Consider the following 17,263-nt stretch of genomic DNA (forward strand, 5'->3'; position numbering starts at 1 on the left):
GCGATGATTGCCGGCGGTCGGCCCTGCGTTCGCGCCGCGCTGTACATGGCAGCTCTCGTTGCCTGCCGCCATCATCCGCAGATGAAACAGGCCTATCAGGCCCTGCGGTTGCAGGGAAAACCGGCCAAGGTGGCGCTCATCGCCATTGCCCGAAAGCTCCTCATCACCGCCAACGCGCTCGTCAAAGCCAACAAACACTATGACGGAGAGACTCAGCCCCATTGACAGACAAGACAGTCGCCGGGTTCGCGTGCGCAAGATGCACACGCGCCCCGGAATGACGGCGTTAGTGCTAAGCCCTTACCCCACCATCCGCTCGCGCCCGACCCAGAAGCTCGCGCGCAGCGCCTTCTTGTCGATCTTGCCGACGCCGGTCATCGGCAGCTCCGTCACGAACTTGATGTGCTTCGGCGCATGAGCCGAGCCCTTGCGGGTCTTCACCAGATTGATCAGCTCATCCGCATTCGGCTTCGTCCCGCCGCGCGCGACCACGATGGCGGTGACGGCCTCGCCCCATTTGTCGTCGGGAACGCCGACGACGGCGCACATGGCGACATCGGCATGGGTGGTCAACACATCCTCGATCTCACGCGGGAAGATGTTGAAGCCGCCGGAGACGATCATGTCCTTCTTGCGGTCGAGGATGAACATGTAGCCGCGCTCGTCGGCGCGGGCGATGTCGCCAGTATGCAGCCAGCCGTTCTTGAGGGTCTCCGCGGTCTGCTCCGGCCGCTTCCAGTATTCCTTCATCACATGAGGTGCGCGGACGCAGATTTCGCCGGCCTCGCCGGGCGACACTTCCTGATCGTCATCGTCGAGAATGCGCACGTCGCAGACGGCGATCGGAAAACCGCAGGACAGGAATAGTTCGGGCTTCTTCGGATCATGATCCGTCTTGCGCAGCACCGACACTGGATAGCATTCGGTCTGCCCGTAGAGCTGCGAGAATACCGGGCCGATACGTTCGATGCCTTCGACCAGCCGGCTCGGTGACATCGGCGATGCGCCGTAAAGTACCAGATCGAGCGACGATAGATCGGTCTTTGACAGCGTCGGATGATCGAGCAGCACGTAGATCATGGTCGGCACGAACAGCGTGAAATTGATGCGCTCGCGTTCGATGGTCTTGAGCACCGCCTCGGGATCGAACCCCTTCAGCATATGTACCGTGCCGCCGCGCATCAGCGTCGGCAGCACCTTGGTGCCGGCGACATGGCTGATGGGTGCCACAGTGAGATAGCTCGGCGTGTCCGGGATCTCGAAGTCGGACAGAATGGCGCTGGCAAAGCCCGACACTTCGCGATGCCGGCGCAGCGCGCCCTTGGATTTTCCGGTGGTGCCGCCGGTGTAGTTCAGAACGGCGATGTCATCGACCTGTGCAAAGTCCCGCGCAGTGGCGCTGCCGCCCGAGCCGACGACTTTCAGAAGATCGATGCCATAATCCGCACGGCCCAGCGTGAACACGTGCTGCAGGCCTTGCGCGCGCGAGGCCAGTTCGCCGCCGCGCTGCAGGAAATTGTCGGCGTCAATGATCAGGATCGTTGCTTCGGCGTCCTCGATCTGGTCGATCTGATCCTGCATCGAGCCCAGCGGATGCAGCCAGGAGATCGCGAAACGCGACAGTTGCGCGGCGACGCCGGCGCACCAGGTGTCGGCGCGGTTGGCTGTGAGCAGCGCCACTTTCGTGCCTGGCTGTGCGCCGAGGTTCATGAACACATTCTGCAGTCGCGCGATCAGGTCCGTGGTGCCGCGATAGGTGATCGAGCCGCCGGGCCAGCTGAAAGCGATGCGGTCCGGATAGCGCGCCAGGGCCCGCAGGGTCTGCGCGCCAACGGTCGGAAACGCGTTCAGCACGTTCGTCATGGAAACCTCCCCAAATGTCCTCGGCTTCTGTGGGCCGATGGTTGCGGCAAGGCTAACAACGAATGCCGGGCATGCAAACCTAAACCCGTATGGGCATTGCAGCATTCGCGATGAACTTGTGGCGGCTTTCGTCGTTTGCCTGTGCTAGAAGCGGTCGAGCCATTTGAGCCGCGTCACAGGAGAATTTCATGCGCAAGTTTTTGACCGTGCTGGCCGCACTGGCGACCCTCAGCCTGACCAATTGCGGTTACAACGCGATCCAGACCAATGACGAGCAGGTCAAGTCGGCCTGGTCGGAGGTGGTCAACCAGTATCAGCGCCGCGCGGACCTCGTGCCGAATCTCGTGAATTCCGTGAAGGGCTTTGCGCAACAGGAGAAGGACGTTCTTCTGGGCGTCACAAATGCGCGCGCCAAGGTCGGCTCGGTGCAGGCGACGCCCGATGTGGTCAACGATCCCGCCGCGCTGCAGAAATTCCAGGCCGCGCAAGGCGAACTCTCCAGCGCGCTGTCGCGCTTGCTCGTGGTCACCGAGAACTATCCGCAGCTCAAGTCGGACGCGCTGTTCAAGGATCTGATGTCGCAGCTCGAAGGCACCGAGAACCGCATCACCGTGGCGCGCAACCGCTACATCAAGTCGGTGCAGGATTATAACGTCGGCGTGCGCACCTTCCCGAACAATCTGACGGCCATGATGTTCGGCTATAAGGAGAAGGCGAATTTCTCGGTCGCCAATGAGAGCGAAATCTCGACCGCGCCCAAGGTCGACTTCAACCCGACGCCGGCGCCCGCGAAATAGGCGGGTGCCGATCAGGCCGATCCGATGAAGGTGATCAAAGCCTGCCTGCTGGCATTGCTGCTGTGCTGGAGCGCCGTTGCTCTGGCCGATGTGGCCGTGCCGGCTCTGACGGGGCGCGTGGTCGATCAGACCGCGACGCTGAGCCAGGGCGAACAGGCATCGCTCGAAAGCACGCTGCGTGATTTCGAGTCGCGCAAGGGCAGCCAGATCGTGGTGCTGATCGTGCCCACCACGGCGCCGGAAGCCATTGAGCAATACTCCATCCGCGTTGCCGAAGCCTGGAAGATCGGCCGCAAGAAAGTCGATGACGGCGCGATCCTGCTGGTCGCCAAGGACGATCGCAAGCTCCGCATCGAAGTCGGCTACGGCCTTGAAGGCGCACTGACCGACGTGACCACGAAACGGATCATGGACGAGATCATCACGCCACGCTTCAAGACCGGCGATTTCGCGGGTGGCATCACAGCCGGCGTCAATCAGATCATCAAGGTGGTCGATGGCGAGCCGCTGCCGGCGCCAGATGAATGGAAGGGCAATTCGAATGCCCTCGATCAGATCATGGAATATGCGCCGTTCCTGCTGTTCGGCGTTCTGATCTTCGGCAGTATCCTGCGCAATATCTTCGGCCGGCTGTTCGGCTCATTGGCCACCGGCGGGCTCGTCACGACAGTGGTCTGGCTTGTCGCGGGCAGCCTGCTGTTCGGCGGCATTCTCGGTGCGGTCGCGTTTTTCTTTACGCTGATCAGCGAGGCCCTCATGTCGGGTGGCGGAGGCGGTGGACGTCGCGGCGGTGGCTATATTGGGGGCGGCGGTGGTTCCTGGTCATCAGGGAGTTCATCGAGCAGCGGCGGCTTCAGTGGAGGCGGTGGCAGTTTCGGTGGCGGCGGCGCTTCGGGGAGTTGGTGATGAGCCTGAAACGCATCGGCAACCATCTGCTCGGCAATCGCGCGCGGGTCCGCAAGGCGTTCCCGCCGCAATCGCTGGCGGCGATCGAACAGGCCATCAAGGCCTCCGAAGCCAGCCATGCCGGACAGATCCGCTTCGTGGTCGAGGGCGCGCTCGACGGCGCGCCGCTGTTCCGCAATCAATCCGCGCGCGAACGCGCCATCGATGTGTTCGCGCAACTGCGCGTCTGGGACACCGCGCATAACAACGGCGTGCTGATCTATCTGCTGCTCGCCGATCGCGACGTCGAGATCGTGGTCGATCGCGGCATCGATGCCCGCGTCGGCAAACCCGGCTGGGAAGCGATCTGCCAGATGATGGAGGCGGAGTTTCGCGCCGGGCATTTCGAGCAAGGCGTGATCAAGGGGATCGACGCGGTGACGCAGCATCTGGTAACGCATTTCCCGCGCGATGCCGGCTCGGTGAATGAGCTGCCCGATGCGCCGGTGGTGCTGTAACGCTACGCCTTCACCGACTCCCGCGTATTCACGCGTTCGAACCACGCCGCGACCTTCGCATTCCCTCGGTCCCACGGCTGCTTCACCTTGTCGGCGAAATCGAGCCAGCAGAACAGTACGATGTCGGCCATCGTGAACCGCTCGCCGCAGATGAAGGTCTTGCCGGCCATCTGGCCGTCGAGCCAGCGCAGCCGGTCGATGGCGATTGTCTTCAGTCCCGGCGCGCCTTCGGGCACGCAGACGATGCGTGTCTCGAAACGCTTGAGCCCCTCCGAAAAGCGATAGCCGTTGGCGATGTGCTGGCAGATATTGAGATCGACGCGCTGGCGCCACATCCGTGCCTCGGCGCGCTGCTCGGGCGTGGTGCCGATCAGCGGCGGCGTCGGATGCGTCTCCTCGACATATTCGCAGATCGCGACCGTCTCGGACACATAGGCGCCGTCGTCGAGTTCGAGCGTCGGCATCTGGCCGTGCGTATTGCGCGCCAGATGCGCGGGTTCGCGGTTCTCGCCGGCCGCAAGATCGACAGTCTGGACGGGGAGGCTGATGCCCTTCTCGGCCAAGAACATGCGCACCACGCGCGGATTCGGCCCGATGGAATCGTAGAGCTTCATGGCATTTCCCCGATTGTTCTGTTTGCAGGTGTTGTGTGGGCGGGTCGCGTGCGCGTCAAGCAACGGTTCCCATCGCCGGACAAGAGGTGAAATTTTCGTAAGCACAGCACCCGGTAAGGATTTGGCAAGCAATGAAAGTTACCAAAGTGTTCATCTATTCCGGAGAATTTGATCGTGAGCGAGCACAAGGCCGATTCCACCCCAGACGTCAGCGGCGATCACGTCGACACCGGCGCCGCGGCGGCGGCCGGTTCCCACGATACTGACATCCACGTGGATTCGCCGAAGCTCGCACCGGAGCAGGGCGAGGAGCGCCCCGCCCAGATGCCGAAGAGGGAAGCGCCGAAGCTCGGTGCGCCAGGTCGGATCACCATCATGGCTCCCTCCCGCGACAGCGGCCCGCGTGACGGCGCATCCCGCGAGAGTGCATCGCGCGAGCACTCCTGGGAAGACTTCGTCAATTCAGAGCCGAAGATCGAGTCGGCAGAGAAGGCCGGCCGCAGCCGGATGATGGCCATTGCCGCGATGATCGCGCTGGGCATCACCGTCGGCGCAGTCGGCGGTTCGGTCGCGATGTCGGGCCTCGGCAAGCTGTTTGCCGCCGACGATACCAAGTCGACCAACCAGGCGCTGGAAGACCATATCGCCCGTCTCGATGGCGAACTCTCGGCGCTCAAGGCCGAGGTCGACCGCAACGCCAAGCAGTCCATTGCGGCGCGCGCGAAGTCTGCCGAGCGTCTCGACAAGCTCGAGAAGGCGCAGGCTGAACCGGCCGCGAAACTCGCCAAGCTGAGCGAGACCGTCGAAAAGCTGCGCACCACGCCGCCGCCTGCTGCTACGCCCGCGCCGGCCCCTGCACCGGTTGCCTCGGCACCGGCCAAGGAAGTCACCGGTTCGATCAACGCCCCGGTGCCGACCCCCGCACCGAAGCCCGAAGTTGCGCGCCTGCCCATGGTCGAAGGCTGGCGCATCATCGACATCGCCGGCGGCGGTGCCACTATCGAGGGCCGTGCCGGAATCTTCGAAGTCTATGCCGGCGATCCGGTTCCGGGTCTCGGCCGCGTCGATGCGATCCGCAAGCAGGACGGTCGCTGGACAGTGGTCACGAGCCGCGGCCTGATTGTCGCCCGCTGATCCGCCCTTCCTGTGATGACTGCGCTCAGGCCGCTGCTGGTGCAGCGGCCTTTGTTTTGGGCTAGCCTCCCGACGTGACGTTTGGGATTGCGCCGTGCGACTTCGCTTGAGCTTCATTGCCGTGCTGCTCTGCCTCGTGGCTCCCGTCGCGCGGGCGGATGAGGGCAATGGTCTCGCCGTCACCGATCCCGGTGTGTTGCGGGCACTGGAAACGCACAACACCCACGGTCTCAGCCTCGCGCAGCTGCTAGATCCCGCGCGGACAACGCCGATCCCCAACGACGCGCTGTTTGCTCTGCCTGCGATGACACAAATCCGCGCCGCGCTGGATGATGCCTTTGCGCGCTATCTCGCCGATCACCGCACACACCAGCCGGGCGTGAGCATCGGCGTCGGCCCTGGACACGATGTGCAACTGTTCGACCAGGCAATGCTGACATCGCCGGACGCGCGGTTCGTTCTCGCCGGGATCGTCAATCGTATGGATCGGGCCTATGTCACTCCGGATACCTGCGGCGAGATCAGGCTGGTCTATCGCCTCACGCGCACGGTCGCTGGCACAACGCCGCCGCGTCTGCCGATGACGCTCAATCTCGTGCTTCGTGCGAAGCATCCGAACGATGCGTCGGTGACATGCGCGGATCTCGCCCGGCGCTGGCTCGACTCTGCGGCGTTCACCGAGACTAGCGTAGCACGCGCGGATCGCCTGCTGAAACCGGATGGGCCACTTGCGACAATCATAGCCGCGCATATTGATCGCATCGAGACCAATCTGCAGATCGCGCATCGACCGAAATCCGATACGCAGGAATTTCGCACCGACTATTTGCAGAAGGTGTTTCGCTTCGATGCCAGCGCGAAGCAGTTTCGCGAGACACCCATGGAGAACCAGATCGACCGTGACCGGTTGCTGGCTGACGCGGCGCTCGGTCGCGCGTTTCGCGACTGGCTGCTTGCGCCCGCCAATCTCCTTACTTTCGATCGCGGTACAGTTTTGATCCCCGAGAAATTCCTTGCGACCACGTCGCTGTCGTCGACACCAGCCGGCTTTGCACCGTCGGCGCTACAGCCGGAGTTCGGGCTGATAGACAGCGAGGGGAAGGGCGTGTTCAGCGAGCGTGACGTCGTCGCCGCGCTGGAGCGGGCAGTGGCGCAGGGCGGCGCCTTGGAGAATATCCGTTCGCCGGCTGGCTTCGCGCGGCGGCTGAACGACATCACCTGCGGTGGTTGCCACCAGATCCGCGGTATCGGCGGCTTCCATTTTCCGGGCGCGGACACGCTGGCAGACCAGTCGCAGGGAACGGTTCCGGCATCGCCGCATTTCATCGGTGACCAGCCCCGCCGTCGCGATATCGTCATGGCGATACGCGATGGAAAGGCGCCGGATTTTTCGCGCGGGTTTTCGGATCGTCCGCAGACGCGCGGTAGCCACGAACTGGTGGGATCGCCTGTACTCGATGGCTGGGGCGCGACATGTTATCGACCGAAGCAGAACGGCGTCGCGGACAAGAGCTTCGCGTCCTGGACCTGTGCCGAAGGTCTCGCCTGTCAGCAGGTTGGCGCGGATGCGTCGTCTGCAATCGGCATGTGTTTCGTGAAATGAAATGAGGACGCGATGAACGAGACCGACAAAGAGATCAAGGAACGCGACATCGCGATCGCCGAGAACGAGAGCAAGCAGCAGACGACAAGCAGCATTCGCGTCAGCGCCTGGGCGATCGGTGTGGCGGTTCTGCTCGGGCTCGGCTTCTTCGGCTGGCTGCTGGCGCGCTAGTCGAAAAATATGCCTCTCCCTGCGGACAGGGAGAGGCGAGATGCGTCAATTCGGACTGTGCGTTGGAACGATCAGCCCGGCATCAGCACGGTGTTGACGACGTGGATCACGCCGTTCGACTGGTTGACGTTCGGGATCGTCACCGTGGAGGCGCCACCTTTGGCATCGACGATCATGACCTTGCCGCCCGAACGCTTGACGGTGAGTTGTTCGCCTTCAACAGTCGTCAGCTTCTTGCCATCGGTGAGGTCGGCCGCCGAGAGCCGTCCGGGCACCACATGATAGGTGAGGATCTTGGTGAGGGTCATCTTGTTCTCGGGCTGCACCAGCGTATTGACCGTGCCCTTCGGCAGTTTGCCGAATGCGGCATTGGTCGGCGCGAAGACGGTAAACGGGCCGGGGCTGGCCAGCGTATCGACGAGGCCGGCGGCCTTCACGGCGGCGACCAGCGTGGTGTGATCCTTCGAATTCACCGCGTTCTCGACGATGTTCTTCGACGGATACATCGCGGCGCCGCCAACCATGACGGTGTTCTCGCCCTTCATCATCTTGGCAGCAGCAGGCTCAAGGAAGCTCGCCGAAATCATCAGCGTGCTGAAGGCGGCAAATGACAGCAGTGCAATGCGCTTCTTGGACATGGTCGTCTCCCGGTTGATAGTGGCGTCGCCGGCGGGGAATCCGCAGGCGTGGTGATCTCGTTGCCGCGCGACATGGCGAGTGCCTGTTGCGCTAACGAGACCAGCTACGCGTTTTAGGGGAGGCGGTTTCAGGTCGGCCTGTGACCACTTCGTGATCACAGGCTGCATCGCAATTTGAAACTCTTTCGCGCGGGCTGCGTAACCCGCGGCTTGCGCGACTATGCTACCGTGCCGGAAGCGCGCAACCGCGCGATATCGGCATCATCGAAGCCGGCGGCGCGCAGGATCTCGTCGCTGTGCTGGCCGATGGACGGCGGCAGATGCGGCTTGCGCTTTGTCTCGCCGCCGACCCAGATCGGGCTGTTGATGGTGAGGATGTCGGTTCCTTCGAACGGGATCAGCACGTCATTGTCCTTCATCTGCTGATCGTTCGGAATATCGTCGAGAATGCCGACAAAGCCGAACACGAGGCCATTGCCGTCGAGCCGCTCGCGCCAGTCGGCGAGGTCGCGGGTCGCGAACACCTCGTCGAGGATCTTGATCAGCTCGACCGAGCGCGCATGGCGATCAGGTTTGGTTGCGAAGCGCGGATCGTCGCGCAGGTCCTCGCGGCCGAGGCATTTGGTGAAAGCCGGCCACTGCCGCTCTTCGGCAAGCAGCGACAGCATGATCCAGCGGCCGTCGCGGCACCTGTAGTGATTGGTGACGGCGTTGAGCGCTTCCTCGCGCGAGCGGCGTTTCTCGAACTTGGCGCCCACCAGCTTGGCCTGTGCCAGCACGCTCGACGACCACACACCATTGGCCATCAGGTTCGATTTCACCTGGCAGCCCTTGCCGGTCTTCTCGCGCTTGTAGAGCGCGGTGACGATGGCGCCATACAGCGCCATAGCACAGGGATGGTCGCCCATGCCGGCGATCGAACGCGCGGGTGTCGTGTCCTCGTCCGCCCGCACCAGATCCATCATGCCGGAGCGCGCCCACCACGCCGTCGAGTCGAAACCTGGCTTGTCGGCTTCCGCGCCCTTGTCGCCATAGCCGGTGAAGCAGGCATAGATCAGCCGCTCGTTCAGCGGCGCGATATCCTCATAGGCAATCTTCAGGCGCTTGCGCACCGGCGGCGGGAAATTGGTGATGAAGACGTCGGCTTCGGCGATGAGCTTGTAGAGCACCGCCTGGCCTTCCGGCTTGGCCAGATCGAGCGCGAGGCTCTTCTTGTTCCGGCTCTCCATCATCCACGCATAGTTGTGTTCGCTCTTGGGATAACCGGGCAGGTTGGGCAGGTTGCGATAGGGATCGCCGGCACCCGGCGGTTCGATCTTGATGACGTCGGCGCCGAAGTCGGACAGCACTGTGGCTGCGGCGGGCGCGGCGATGAAACTCGCGCAGTCCAGCACCTTCAGCCCCTTGAACAGACCGTCTTCCATGCGTCACTCCCGTCGCTTTTGTTCTGCGTGTTGTTCTTGCCGTCTGCCGGAATTTAATTCCATCCGGAATCCGGTGACGCATTTGACCCATCTTCGATGGGTGATGCAACGGCCTCAGCTAACCCTCCCCTGGAGGGGGAGGGTCGCTGCGTGCATAGCGCGCAGCGAGGTGGGGTGAAGCAGCAAGCTCCGTCGTTGTGGCTTCACCCCACCCCGTCTCGCAACACGCGTTGCGTGCTGCTCACCGCCCCTCCCCCTCCAGGGGAGGGTAAGAAGGATCGGTTTTGATCTGTCATCAATGCTGCATTGCCACCCGCGGCGGCGGTGTTGATCGTCACCGTCTGTTCGGTGGCGAAGCGGGCGAGGTAGTGCGGACCGCCGGCTTTCGGGCCGGTGCCGGACAGGCCGAAGCCGCCGAAGGGTTGCACGCCGACCACGGCGCCGATCATGTTGCGGTTCACATAGACATTCCCGACCGGCAGGCGGGCTATCACGCGCTCAACCATATCGTCGATCCGCGAATGCACGCCGAGCGTGAGCCCGAAGCCGGTGTCGGCAATATCCTGCAACACCTTGTCGAAGTCGGTAGCGCGGTAGCGCACCACATGCAGGATCGGACCGAACACTTCTTCGGTGAGCTGACGTGCGCTCGCGAGTTCGAAAATATGCGGCGCGACGAAGTTGCCTACAGGTGCCGTGCCCGCAAAGTGTACGCGTGCTTCGGTCGTCATGCGCGCAATATGCGCATCGAGCTTCTGCTTCGCTTCGGCATCGATCACCGGGCCGATATGGGTGGCGGCATCGCGGGGATCGCCGAGCTTAAGTTCCCGGGCTGCGCCCACGATCATCTCGATCATGCGGTCGGCGACATCGTCCTGCACCAATAGCAGCCGCAACGCGGAGCAACGCTGCCCGGCCGACCGGAACGCCGACATCACCACATCGTCGGCGACCTGTTCCGGCAGCGCGGTGGCATCGACGATCATCGCATTGATGCCGCCGGTCTCGGCGATCAGTGGCACGATCGGGCCATCCTTGGCGGCGAGGGTGCGGTTGATGGATCGGGCCACCTCGGTCGAGCCGGTGAACACCACACCGGCGATGGCGGGATGCGCGACGAGCGCCGCCCCGGTGTGGCCGTCGCCCTGGATCAGATGCAATGCTGACGCGGGCACACCCGCTTCATGAAGCAGGCGTACGGCCCGTGCCGCGATGCGTGGCGTTTGTTCGGCCGGCTTGGCGACAACCGTGTTGCCCGCCATCAGTGCGGCGCTGACCTGGCCGAGAAAGATCGCCAGCGGAAAATTCCACGGCGAGATGGCGACGAAGACGCCACGGCCGCGCAGGCTCAACACGTTGCTCTCGCCGGTGGGCCCGGGCATTGTCTGGCCAGTGCCGAATTGCTTGCGGCCCTGCGCGGCGTAATAGCGGCAGAAGTCGATGGCTTCGCGGACCTCCGACAGCGCATCGTCGAGCGTCTTGCCGCCTTCCTGTTGCAGCAATGCGATGAAGGACGCGCGGCGCTGTTCCAACAGATCGGCGGCGTTGTCGAGGATCGCCGCGCGTTCATGTGCTGGGGTGTGGCTCCATAATGCAAAGCCAGTGCGTGCTGCCGTCACTGCAGCACCTGCCTGCTCGGCATTGGCATCGACCACCTTGTCCATGTCAGGCTTGCTGGTCGCAATCTCGGCCAGCAATTTGTTCAACGCAGCGTGTTCGCCAAATTCGATGCCGCGTGAATTGGTGCGCTCCGGTCGATAGAGATCGGCTGGCAGCGGAATCTTCGCGTGTCGCGCGCGATCGGGAGCGCCGATGATCGCGGCCGGTCGCTGCAGCAAGCTTGCGATCGGCACAGCGTCATCCGCGGCGATCGCCACGAAAGATGAGTTCGCGCCGTTCTCCAGCAGGCGCCGTACCAGATAGGCCAGCAGATCGCGATGACTGCCGACCGGCGCATAGGTACGCCAGCGGATCGCGGGATGGTCCTTGCTGAGCTGCTCATAGAGCGCGTCGCCCATGCCGTGCAGGCGCTGGAATTCGTAGCCGCCGCTGGTGCCAGCCAGTTCGAGGATGGTCGCGACGGAGAGCGCGTTGTGCGTGGCGAATTGCGGGAAGATGCGCGGCCGCATCGCGAGCAGCTTCTGTGCGCAGGTGATGTAGTTGAGGTCGGTCATCGCCTTGCGCGTGAACACCGGATAGCCAATGAGCCCGCGTTCTTGGGCACGCTTGATCTCGGTGTCCCAATAGGCGCCCTTGACGAGCCGCACCATCATCTTGCGATCGTGACGGCGCGCCAGCGCGTCGATGTGATCGATCACCGCTTCGGCGCGCTTCTGATAGGCCTGGATTGCAAGCCCGAAGCCATCCCAACCTGCCAGCGAGGGATCGGCAAAGGCCGCATCGATCACATCGAGCGAGAGTTCGAGCCGGTCGGCTTCTTCGGCATCGACGGTGAAATTGAGGTCATAGCTCTTCGCTTGCTGCGCCAGCGCGATCAGGCGCGGCACCAGTTCGCGCATCACGCGCTGATGGCTCACCGCCTCATAGCGCGGATGCAATGCCGAGAGTTTGACCGAGATACCCGGCCGGTCGGGCAGCGGGTTGTTGCCCGCGGCGCGGCCGATGGCCGAGATGGCCGAGGCATAGGAGTCGAAATAGCGTTGTGCGTCGTCCTTGGTGCGCGCGCCTTCGCCGAGCATGTCGAAGGAATAACGCGCCGGGCGTTCGGACGGCGCGCGCGCGCGGGCCAGCGCTGCATCGATGGTTTCGCCGAGCACGAAGTGGCTGCCCATCAGCCGCATCGCCTGCCGCGTCGCCGTGCGCACCGCAGGCAATCCGATCCGCTTCGCCAGCCGGCCCAGCGTGCCCGTCGGCGTCTCGCCCGGCTGAATCGCCCGCTGCGAGATGCCGAGCGCCCATGCGGAGGCGTTGACCAGAAACGCGCTGGATCTGGTCTCGTGATGGATGAAGTCGCCCTGGCCGAGCTTGTCCTCGATAAAGGCATCGGCGGTCCGCGCGTCCGGCACCCGCAAGAGCGCCTCGGCCAGCACCATCAGCGCAAGGCCCTCCTTGGTGGAGAGCGCATATTCCCGCAGCATGTCCTCGACGCCGCCGAAGCGGTCGTCCTTGGCGCGGATCGCGTCGACCAGGCGCGTGGCCGTTGCGTCGATCCGCGCGTCCTGGGCGGGGGTCATGGCCGCGCCGGCCAGAAGCCGGGCGGCGATGGCCCCATCATTCGGTGCATAGGGAGCGGTGAAGGGAGGCATGAAATCGGGCGGCATGGGCGTTTCCTCGGATATCCTGCAAGCCTAATCTTGGTCTTCCCGTAATTCGATAGGAGATATCGCAATTTTACCTTAGATAATCCGGAAATGATCGTGCTATACACCTGATATGATTGATATCGACAAGATTGACCGGAAAATCCTCGCCGTCCTGCAGGCTGACGGCCGAATCGCCAATGTCGAGCTGGCCGAGAAGGTCGGCCTGTCCCCGACCTCGATCGGCGAGCGGCTGAAGCGGCTGCAGCGCGACGGCTATATCGAGGGCTATGGCGCGCGGCTGAATCCGCAGATGCTCGGCCTTGGCCTGCTGGTGTTCGTCGAGGTGCTGCTCGACAAGACCACGCCGGATGTGTTCGAGCGCTTTGCCCGCGCCGTGCGGCTCGCGCCGGAAGTGCTGGAGTGCCACATGGTGGCCGGCGGTTTCGATTATCTGGTGAAGGCGCGCGTTGCCGACATGAGCGCCTATCGCCGTTTTCTCGGCGAGAGTCTGCTGGCACTGCCCGGCGTGCGCGAGAGCCGCACTTACGCGGTCATGGAAGAAGTGAAGCGCGACGCACCGCTGCCGGTGGGATAGCGAGCCGGGATAACGCCGCCGTTGCCTTGGCAGTCCGAGAACGCTGCGTTAGGTTTCCGCGCGTTTCTCTCGGAGCAAATCATGCGGGCAGGCTACTTCAATCTTCGTGTCGCCGATTTTCGTATTCTGATGGCGGCAGGTGTCATCGCAGTGACTGGCCTGTTCTCGATGTCGCATGCGCGCGCGATCGAAATGTCCCGCGAGGTCAGCGATCTCTACACGTCGGTGTCGATCTACCCGCCATCGGCCGGTTCCATGACCATCTGCTACGGCTTCGTCTGCCGGCGTCGCCACGCCTTCGATTTCACGCCTGCCGACAGGGCCGCGCTCACCAAGCTTCTCGCCGCGGGCAAGGCGTCGGCCGCGGCGGAACGCGCTGCCGTGCAGAAGGCGGTGGTGTGGTGGGACCGCCGCGTCGGCCCGGTGCTCGGTACCGACAAGCGGATCGCCAATGCGGATTTCCGCTATTTCGACGACAAGCATAATTTCGATTGCTGGGACACGACGCGCAACGTCACCAGCCTGCTTCTGATCATCCAGGACTGGGGTTTGCTGAAGCATCACACGGTGGGCAATCCGCGCTATCGCGGCAATGCGCTGGTGCTGCAGACGCCGCACAATACCGCCGTGCTGCTGGACCGCGCGACGGGCACCGAATGGGTTGTCGACATGTGGACGCGCAGCTATGCACAGCTGCCGGACGTCAAGCCGGCCGATCAGTGGGTCAAGGAAAACTGAAGCAGGGAATGGAGGGCCGTCGCGTCGCTGAGGCGTGCGTCACGTCAACTGGCGGCTCTAAGGAGCGGACCTTACAAAGATCTCAGCTCGGACTTTTGGAGTTAGGCTAGAGCGCACACCGCGGATCGAATTAGCGCAATCCTGCGTGAAACTGATTGCGTTGCAGGAGAGGTGCCCCTTTGGAGGAAACCGCTCGTGCCGAATGCGCTCTACATTGTTGAGGCGTGATCTGGAAAACTTCGGGGAAGCAGCCGGATCACACTGGTATCAAACCAGATGTATCAGACCTTGAGGTTCTCAGCCGAGGTCTTGCCGCGGTTGGCAACTTCCTCGAATTCAACGGTCTGTCCTTCGTTCAGTGTCGAAAGGCCAGCCTTCTCAACTGCCGAAATATGAACGAACACGTCCTTGCCGCCATTCGCCGGCTGGATGAATCCATAACCCTTCGTCGGGTTGAACCACTTCACAGTGCCTTTAGTCATCACGTCGTCTCCGCGGGATCAAAATCGATAACGAACTGCCGGTCCCCGCAAACCGGCATATCCGACATGCGCACGTTACCCGCGGATTGCCAAGCTTGATAGCTCAAACGGCGTGCAGAAATCGTCGAAACCGACCGTTATCTGTCCAATTTGCCGGGATTCGTCGCTATTCAGGATGTTTCCGACGCGGCGGAAGGTCGCAAAAGCAGAGTGCCAGGCTCGGTCGCGATACGACCATGCGTTGTTACCTGCACGCGAGTGATATCGCTGCAATGCAAAACCCCGGCCGAGGCGGCCGGGGTTCGCAGCCCTCATGCGAGGATTAGTAGCAGACGTTAACCGTGCGCCAGCGCAGGCCGTAGGGCGTCATCACGCGGCGGCTCACATAGCATCCACCGCCGCCACCGACATAGCCAATGCCGAAAGTGGGGCCGTAGAAGCCGCCGCCATGGAAGTGGTGGTGATGGCCATGCCAGCCCCAGCCATGGGCGGATGCGGTGGACGGCGTGAGCGCCATCGCGCCGAGGGAAGCTGCTGCAACGAATGCGAGTGCGAGTTTGCGAAACATGGTCGTTCTCCTTCAGTGATGCGCGAAGCGCTGGTTGCGGGATCTGTCTGTTCGATCCATCGCAAATTCGTCGCATCGATTTCGGAGCGGGTTCGAAGAAATTCTGTAGGAATTTTCTGAATGCCTGTTCAGGCAGGCCAAGCGTGTGCGCCCTGCAGGAACAGCGTTAAAGCGCGGAAACCATGTCGCTGGTAACGAGAGACGAAAGCACCTTCGCATCTGTGATCGTGCGTACATTCATCGGCGCGGCGCGACCGCGGATCGCGATGTCCTGTTGTGGCAGCGCGTCACCCGCGAGGCCTGCGGTGGTGCTGACTTCTTCGGAGATGATGACTTCGCAAGCGAGGCTCTTGGTCATGTCCTGCAGGCGCGCAGCGACATTGACCGCATCGCCGAGTGCGGTGAACACCATGTGGTCGCGATAGCCGATATCGCCGACGATGACTTCGCCGCCGTGAATGCCGATGCCGAAACGCAGCGGCTGCGGCAGGTCATGGGCGAGGGCGCGATTGAGTTCCTCGATATTCTCGGCAATGAGCCGTGCAGCCTGCAGGGCCTGACGACACGCGGTCTGCGGATCGCAGGCGAGGCCGAACAGCGCCAGCTCGCCGTCGCCGATGAACTGGTTGGGCTTGCCGCCGCTTGCGATCACAGCTCGCGAGACGGCGTCGAGAAAGCGGTTGACGATGAACACCGTGTCGTAAGGCAGCCGTTTCTCGGCGAGCATGGTGGAGCCGCGCATGTCGACGAACATGCAGACGAGATAACGCTCCTGGCCGATCCGCGCCGGCTGCGACGCATGCGCATTCGCGCTGGTCACCTGCGGTGCGAACAGTTGAACGAAGGCCACATCAGTTGTCGGCCGCAACTGGCAGGCCAGCCGGACCGCGGGATCTGCAGCGCCGCCGATCCTGCTCAGCACGAAGGCTTCGCGCGCGGAAGGTGCCGGCAATGTCTCGACACCGCTGGTGACGCGAATGCGGCAGGTCGAACAGCGCGCGCGTCCGCCGCAGACGCTGGCATGCGGCACGCGATGACGCAGGCTCGCTTCCAGCACGCTGAGGCCGAGAGGGACGCGCAGCTTGCGACCGTCGCTATAGGACAGATTGATCATCCCGGCGCGGCGTTCGACGACCATGCGGATGGCGCGGGCTGCGAGCACGATACCGAGCAGCGCGAGATAGCCGATCAGGAGATCGTCGGTGATGTCGCCCAGTGTCTGCTGCTGTGGAGCGGTGCCCATCCGGTCCGGGCCGAAATTCTCGGCCTGCCATTGCGGCGATGCCAGCTTGGCCTCGACCTCACGCTTGCCCTGGAAGATGCCAAGCAGCGCCAGTGTCGGGATCAGCACGGCAGCCGATAGAAGATAGGGCGCGAGGCTCTTGAAATGGGCTTTCAGCCGCAGCCAGAAATACAGCCCGATACACCCGTGCAGCCAGGACACGACCACCACGAGATACATCGACCACGTCTTCGCGGGCGAGGTGATCCAGCCATAGAACACCTGAGGATAGCTGCGATTGATGTCGTACAGGTTTTCTCCCAGGCGGACGGCGACCACATGGCCGACGATGAGTGCGGGAATGCTGAGCCCGAGTACCAGTTGCAGCGGCTCGACGGCTCGCCAGCGGAATTGCCGGCGTTCGAACAGCGCCCAGATGCCGAGCACGCCATGGATCGTCACCGCCGAGTAGAAGGTCACCGCGACCGGAAAAAACTGCCAGAAGCCGGCATGGATGACGACGCCGGTCTGCAACGCGTCGAGCGAGATATTGCCAAGCGCGTGATTCAGAAAATGGCTGAGCAGATAGGTGAACAGCACGAGTCCGCAGACCAGCCTGACCTGACGCAGCCCGATGCCGCGCCACCATGTGGTGGCGGGGGTGGCCCCGGGAGGCTTGCCGGCTGTCTTGAACGTTGCGTCCATGGCGAAACCCTACGGCGAGACGCGCTCCGATGCCATCCGGAGC

16 protein-coding genes and 1 pseudogene are annotated in these 17,263 nt (G+C 63.1%); 9 read left to right on the top strand and 8 right to left on the bottom strand.

Annotated elements, in window-relative coordinates; translation table 11 throughout:
* Positions 1 to 225 (top strand): transposase (locus tag AC1DUY_RS12745; RefSeq protein ID WP_478114664.1); only part of this gene is annotated, 225 nt, incomplete at its 5' end.
* A gap of 75 nt (positions 226 to 300) precedes the next feature.
* On the opposite strand, the gene AC1DUY_RS12750 is transcribed toward AC1DUY_RS12745, so the two are convergent.
* Positions 301 to 1,863 carry an AMP-binding protein gene (locus tag AC1DUY_RS12750; protein WP_478114666.1) on the bottom strand — a complete coding sequence of 521 codons (1,563 nt, stop codon included), beginning with the start codon at positions 1,861 to 1,863 and terminating at the stop codon, positions 301 to 303.
* A 188-nt stretch (positions 1,864 to 2,051) separates the two neighbouring features.
* Between AC1DUY_RS12750 and AC1DUY_RS12755 the strand changes: the two genes are divergently transcribed.
* Genes AC1DUY_RS12755 through AC1DUY_RS12765 form a run of 3 tightly spaced genes read left to right on the top strand, consistent with a single transcriptional unit; the run spans position 2,052 to position 4,063 of the window.
* Positions 2,052 to 2,660: a LemA family protein gene (locus tag AC1DUY_RS12755; protein WP_089265314.1), complete on the top strand. Its 609-nt coding sequence runs from the start codon at positions 2,052 to 2,054 to the stop codon at positions 2,658 to 2,660.
* A 24-nt stretch (positions 2,661 to 2,684) separates the two neighbouring features.
* Positions 2,685 to 3,566, top strand: a complete 882-nt coding sequence (locus AC1DUY_RS12760; RefSeq protein WP_478114669.1) for a TPM domain-containing protein — start codon at positions 2,685 to 2,687, stop codon at positions 3,564 to 3,566.
* Positions 3,566 to 4,063 (top strand): TPM domain-containing protein, encoded by a 498-nt coding sequence (locus AC1DUY_RS12765; protein ID WP_478114671.1) that lies wholly within the window; start codon positions 3,566 to 3,568, stop codon positions 4,061 to 4,063. Before AC1DUY_RS12760 ends, AC1DUY_RS12765 begins: the two co-directional genes overlap by 1 nt.
* A 2-nt stretch (positions 4,064 to 4,065) precedes the next feature.
* On the opposite strand, the gene AC1DUY_RS12770 is transcribed toward AC1DUY_RS12765, so the two are convergent.
* On the bottom strand, positions 4,066 to 4,677 hold the full coding sequence (locus AC1DUY_RS12770; protein ID WP_478114673.1) for a glutathione S-transferase family protein: 612 nt from the start codon (positions 4,675 to 4,677) through the stop codon (positions 4,066 to 4,068).
* A 174-nt stretch (positions 4,678 to 4,851) separates the two neighbouring features.
* Here AC1DUY_RS12770 and AC1DUY_RS12775 point away from each other — a divergent pair, with 174 nt between their 5' ends.
* From AC1DUY_RS12775 to AC1DUY_RS12785, 3 genes are all read left to right on the top strand, one after another.
* Entirely contained in the window at positions 4,852 to 5,811 is a 960-nt protein-coding gene (locus tag AC1DUY_RS12775) for a hypothetical protein (protein ID WP_478114675.1), read from the top strand.
* Positions 5,812 to 5,905: 94 nt separating this feature from the next.
* On the top strand, positions 5,906 to 7,414 hold the full coding sequence (locus tag AC1DUY_RS12780; protein ID WP_478114677.1) for a hypothetical protein: 1,509 nt from the start codon (positions 5,906 to 5,908) through the stop codon (positions 7,412 to 7,414).
* Between the two features lie 12 nt (positions 7,415 to 7,426).
* On the top strand, positions 7,427 to 7,585 hold the full coding sequence (locus AC1DUY_RS12785) for a hypothetical protein (protein ID WP_478114679.1): 159 nt from the start codon (positions 7,427 to 7,429) through the stop codon (positions 7,583 to 7,585).
* Between the two features lie 71 nt (positions 7,586 to 7,656).
* On the opposite strand, the gene AC1DUY_RS12790 is transcribed toward AC1DUY_RS12785, so the two are convergent.
* From AC1DUY_RS12790 to putA, 3 genes and pseudogenes are all read right to left on the bottom strand, one after another.
* Positions 7,657 to 8,223: a fasciclin domain-containing protein gene (locus tag AC1DUY_RS12790; protein ID WP_120291570.1), complete on the bottom strand. Its 567-nt coding sequence runs from the start codon at positions 8,221 to 8,223 to the stop codon at positions 7,657 to 7,659.
* A 218-nt stretch (positions 8,224 to 8,441) separates the two neighbouring features.
* Positions 8,442 to 9,647, bottom strand: a complete 1,206-nt coding sequence (locus AC1DUY_RS12795) for a CaiB/BaiF CoA transferase family protein (RefSeq protein ID WP_478114681.1) — start codon at positions 9,645 to 9,647, stop codon at positions 8,442 to 8,444.
* A gap of 284 nt (positions 9,648 to 9,931) precedes the next feature.
* Positions 9,932 to 12,928, bottom strand: a pseudogene (putA, locus tag AC1DUY_RS12800) (bifunctional proline dehydrogenase/L-glutamate gamma-semialdehyde dehydrogenase PutA); the annotation flags it as partial.
* A gap of 112 nt (positions 12,929 to 13,040) precedes the next feature.
* Here putA and AC1DUY_RS12805 point away from each other — a divergent pair.
* A complete protein-coding gene (locus AC1DUY_RS12805; RefSeq protein WP_478114683.1) occupies positions 13,041 to 13,505 on the top strand; it encodes an Lrp/AsnC ligand binding domain-containing protein in 465 nt (154 codons plus the stop codon).
* A 129-nt stretch (positions 13,506 to 13,634) separates the two neighbouring features.
* Positions 13,635 to 14,243, top strand: coding sequence for a hypothetical protein (locus tag AC1DUY_RS12810; RefSeq protein WP_478115267.1), 609 nt, complete (start codon positions 13,635 to 13,637; stop codon positions 14,241 to 14,243).
* A 281-nt stretch (positions 14,244 to 14,524) separates the two neighbouring features.
* On the opposite strand, the gene AC1DUY_RS12815 is transcribed toward AC1DUY_RS12810, so the two are convergent.
* The 3 genes from AC1DUY_RS12815 to AC1DUY_RS12825 all read right to left on the bottom strand — a co-directional run bounded on the left by AC1DUY_RS12815 (position 14,525) and on the right by AC1DUY_RS12825 (position 17,220).
* On the bottom strand, positions 14,525 to 14,725 hold the full coding sequence (locus AC1DUY_RS12815) for a cold-shock protein (RefSeq protein WP_068734210.1): 201 nt from the start codon (positions 14,723 to 14,725) through the stop codon (positions 14,525 to 14,527).
* Between the two features lie 322 nt (positions 14,726 to 15,047).
* A complete protein-coding gene (locus AC1DUY_RS12820; protein WP_089265306.1) occupies positions 15,048 to 15,293 on the bottom strand; it encodes a hypothetical protein in 246 nt (81 codons plus the stop codon).
* 166 nt (positions 15,294 to 15,459) lie between these two features.
* On the bottom strand, positions 15,460 to 17,220 hold the full coding sequence (locus AC1DUY_RS12825; RefSeq protein ID WP_478114686.1) for an adenylate/guanylate cyclase domain-containing protein: 1,761 nt from the start codon (positions 17,218 to 17,220) through the stop codon (positions 15,460 to 15,462).
* Positions 17,221 to 17,263 lie beyond the last annotated feature (43 nt).

Source organism: Tardiphaga sp. P4_G1 (assembly GCF_056401215.1).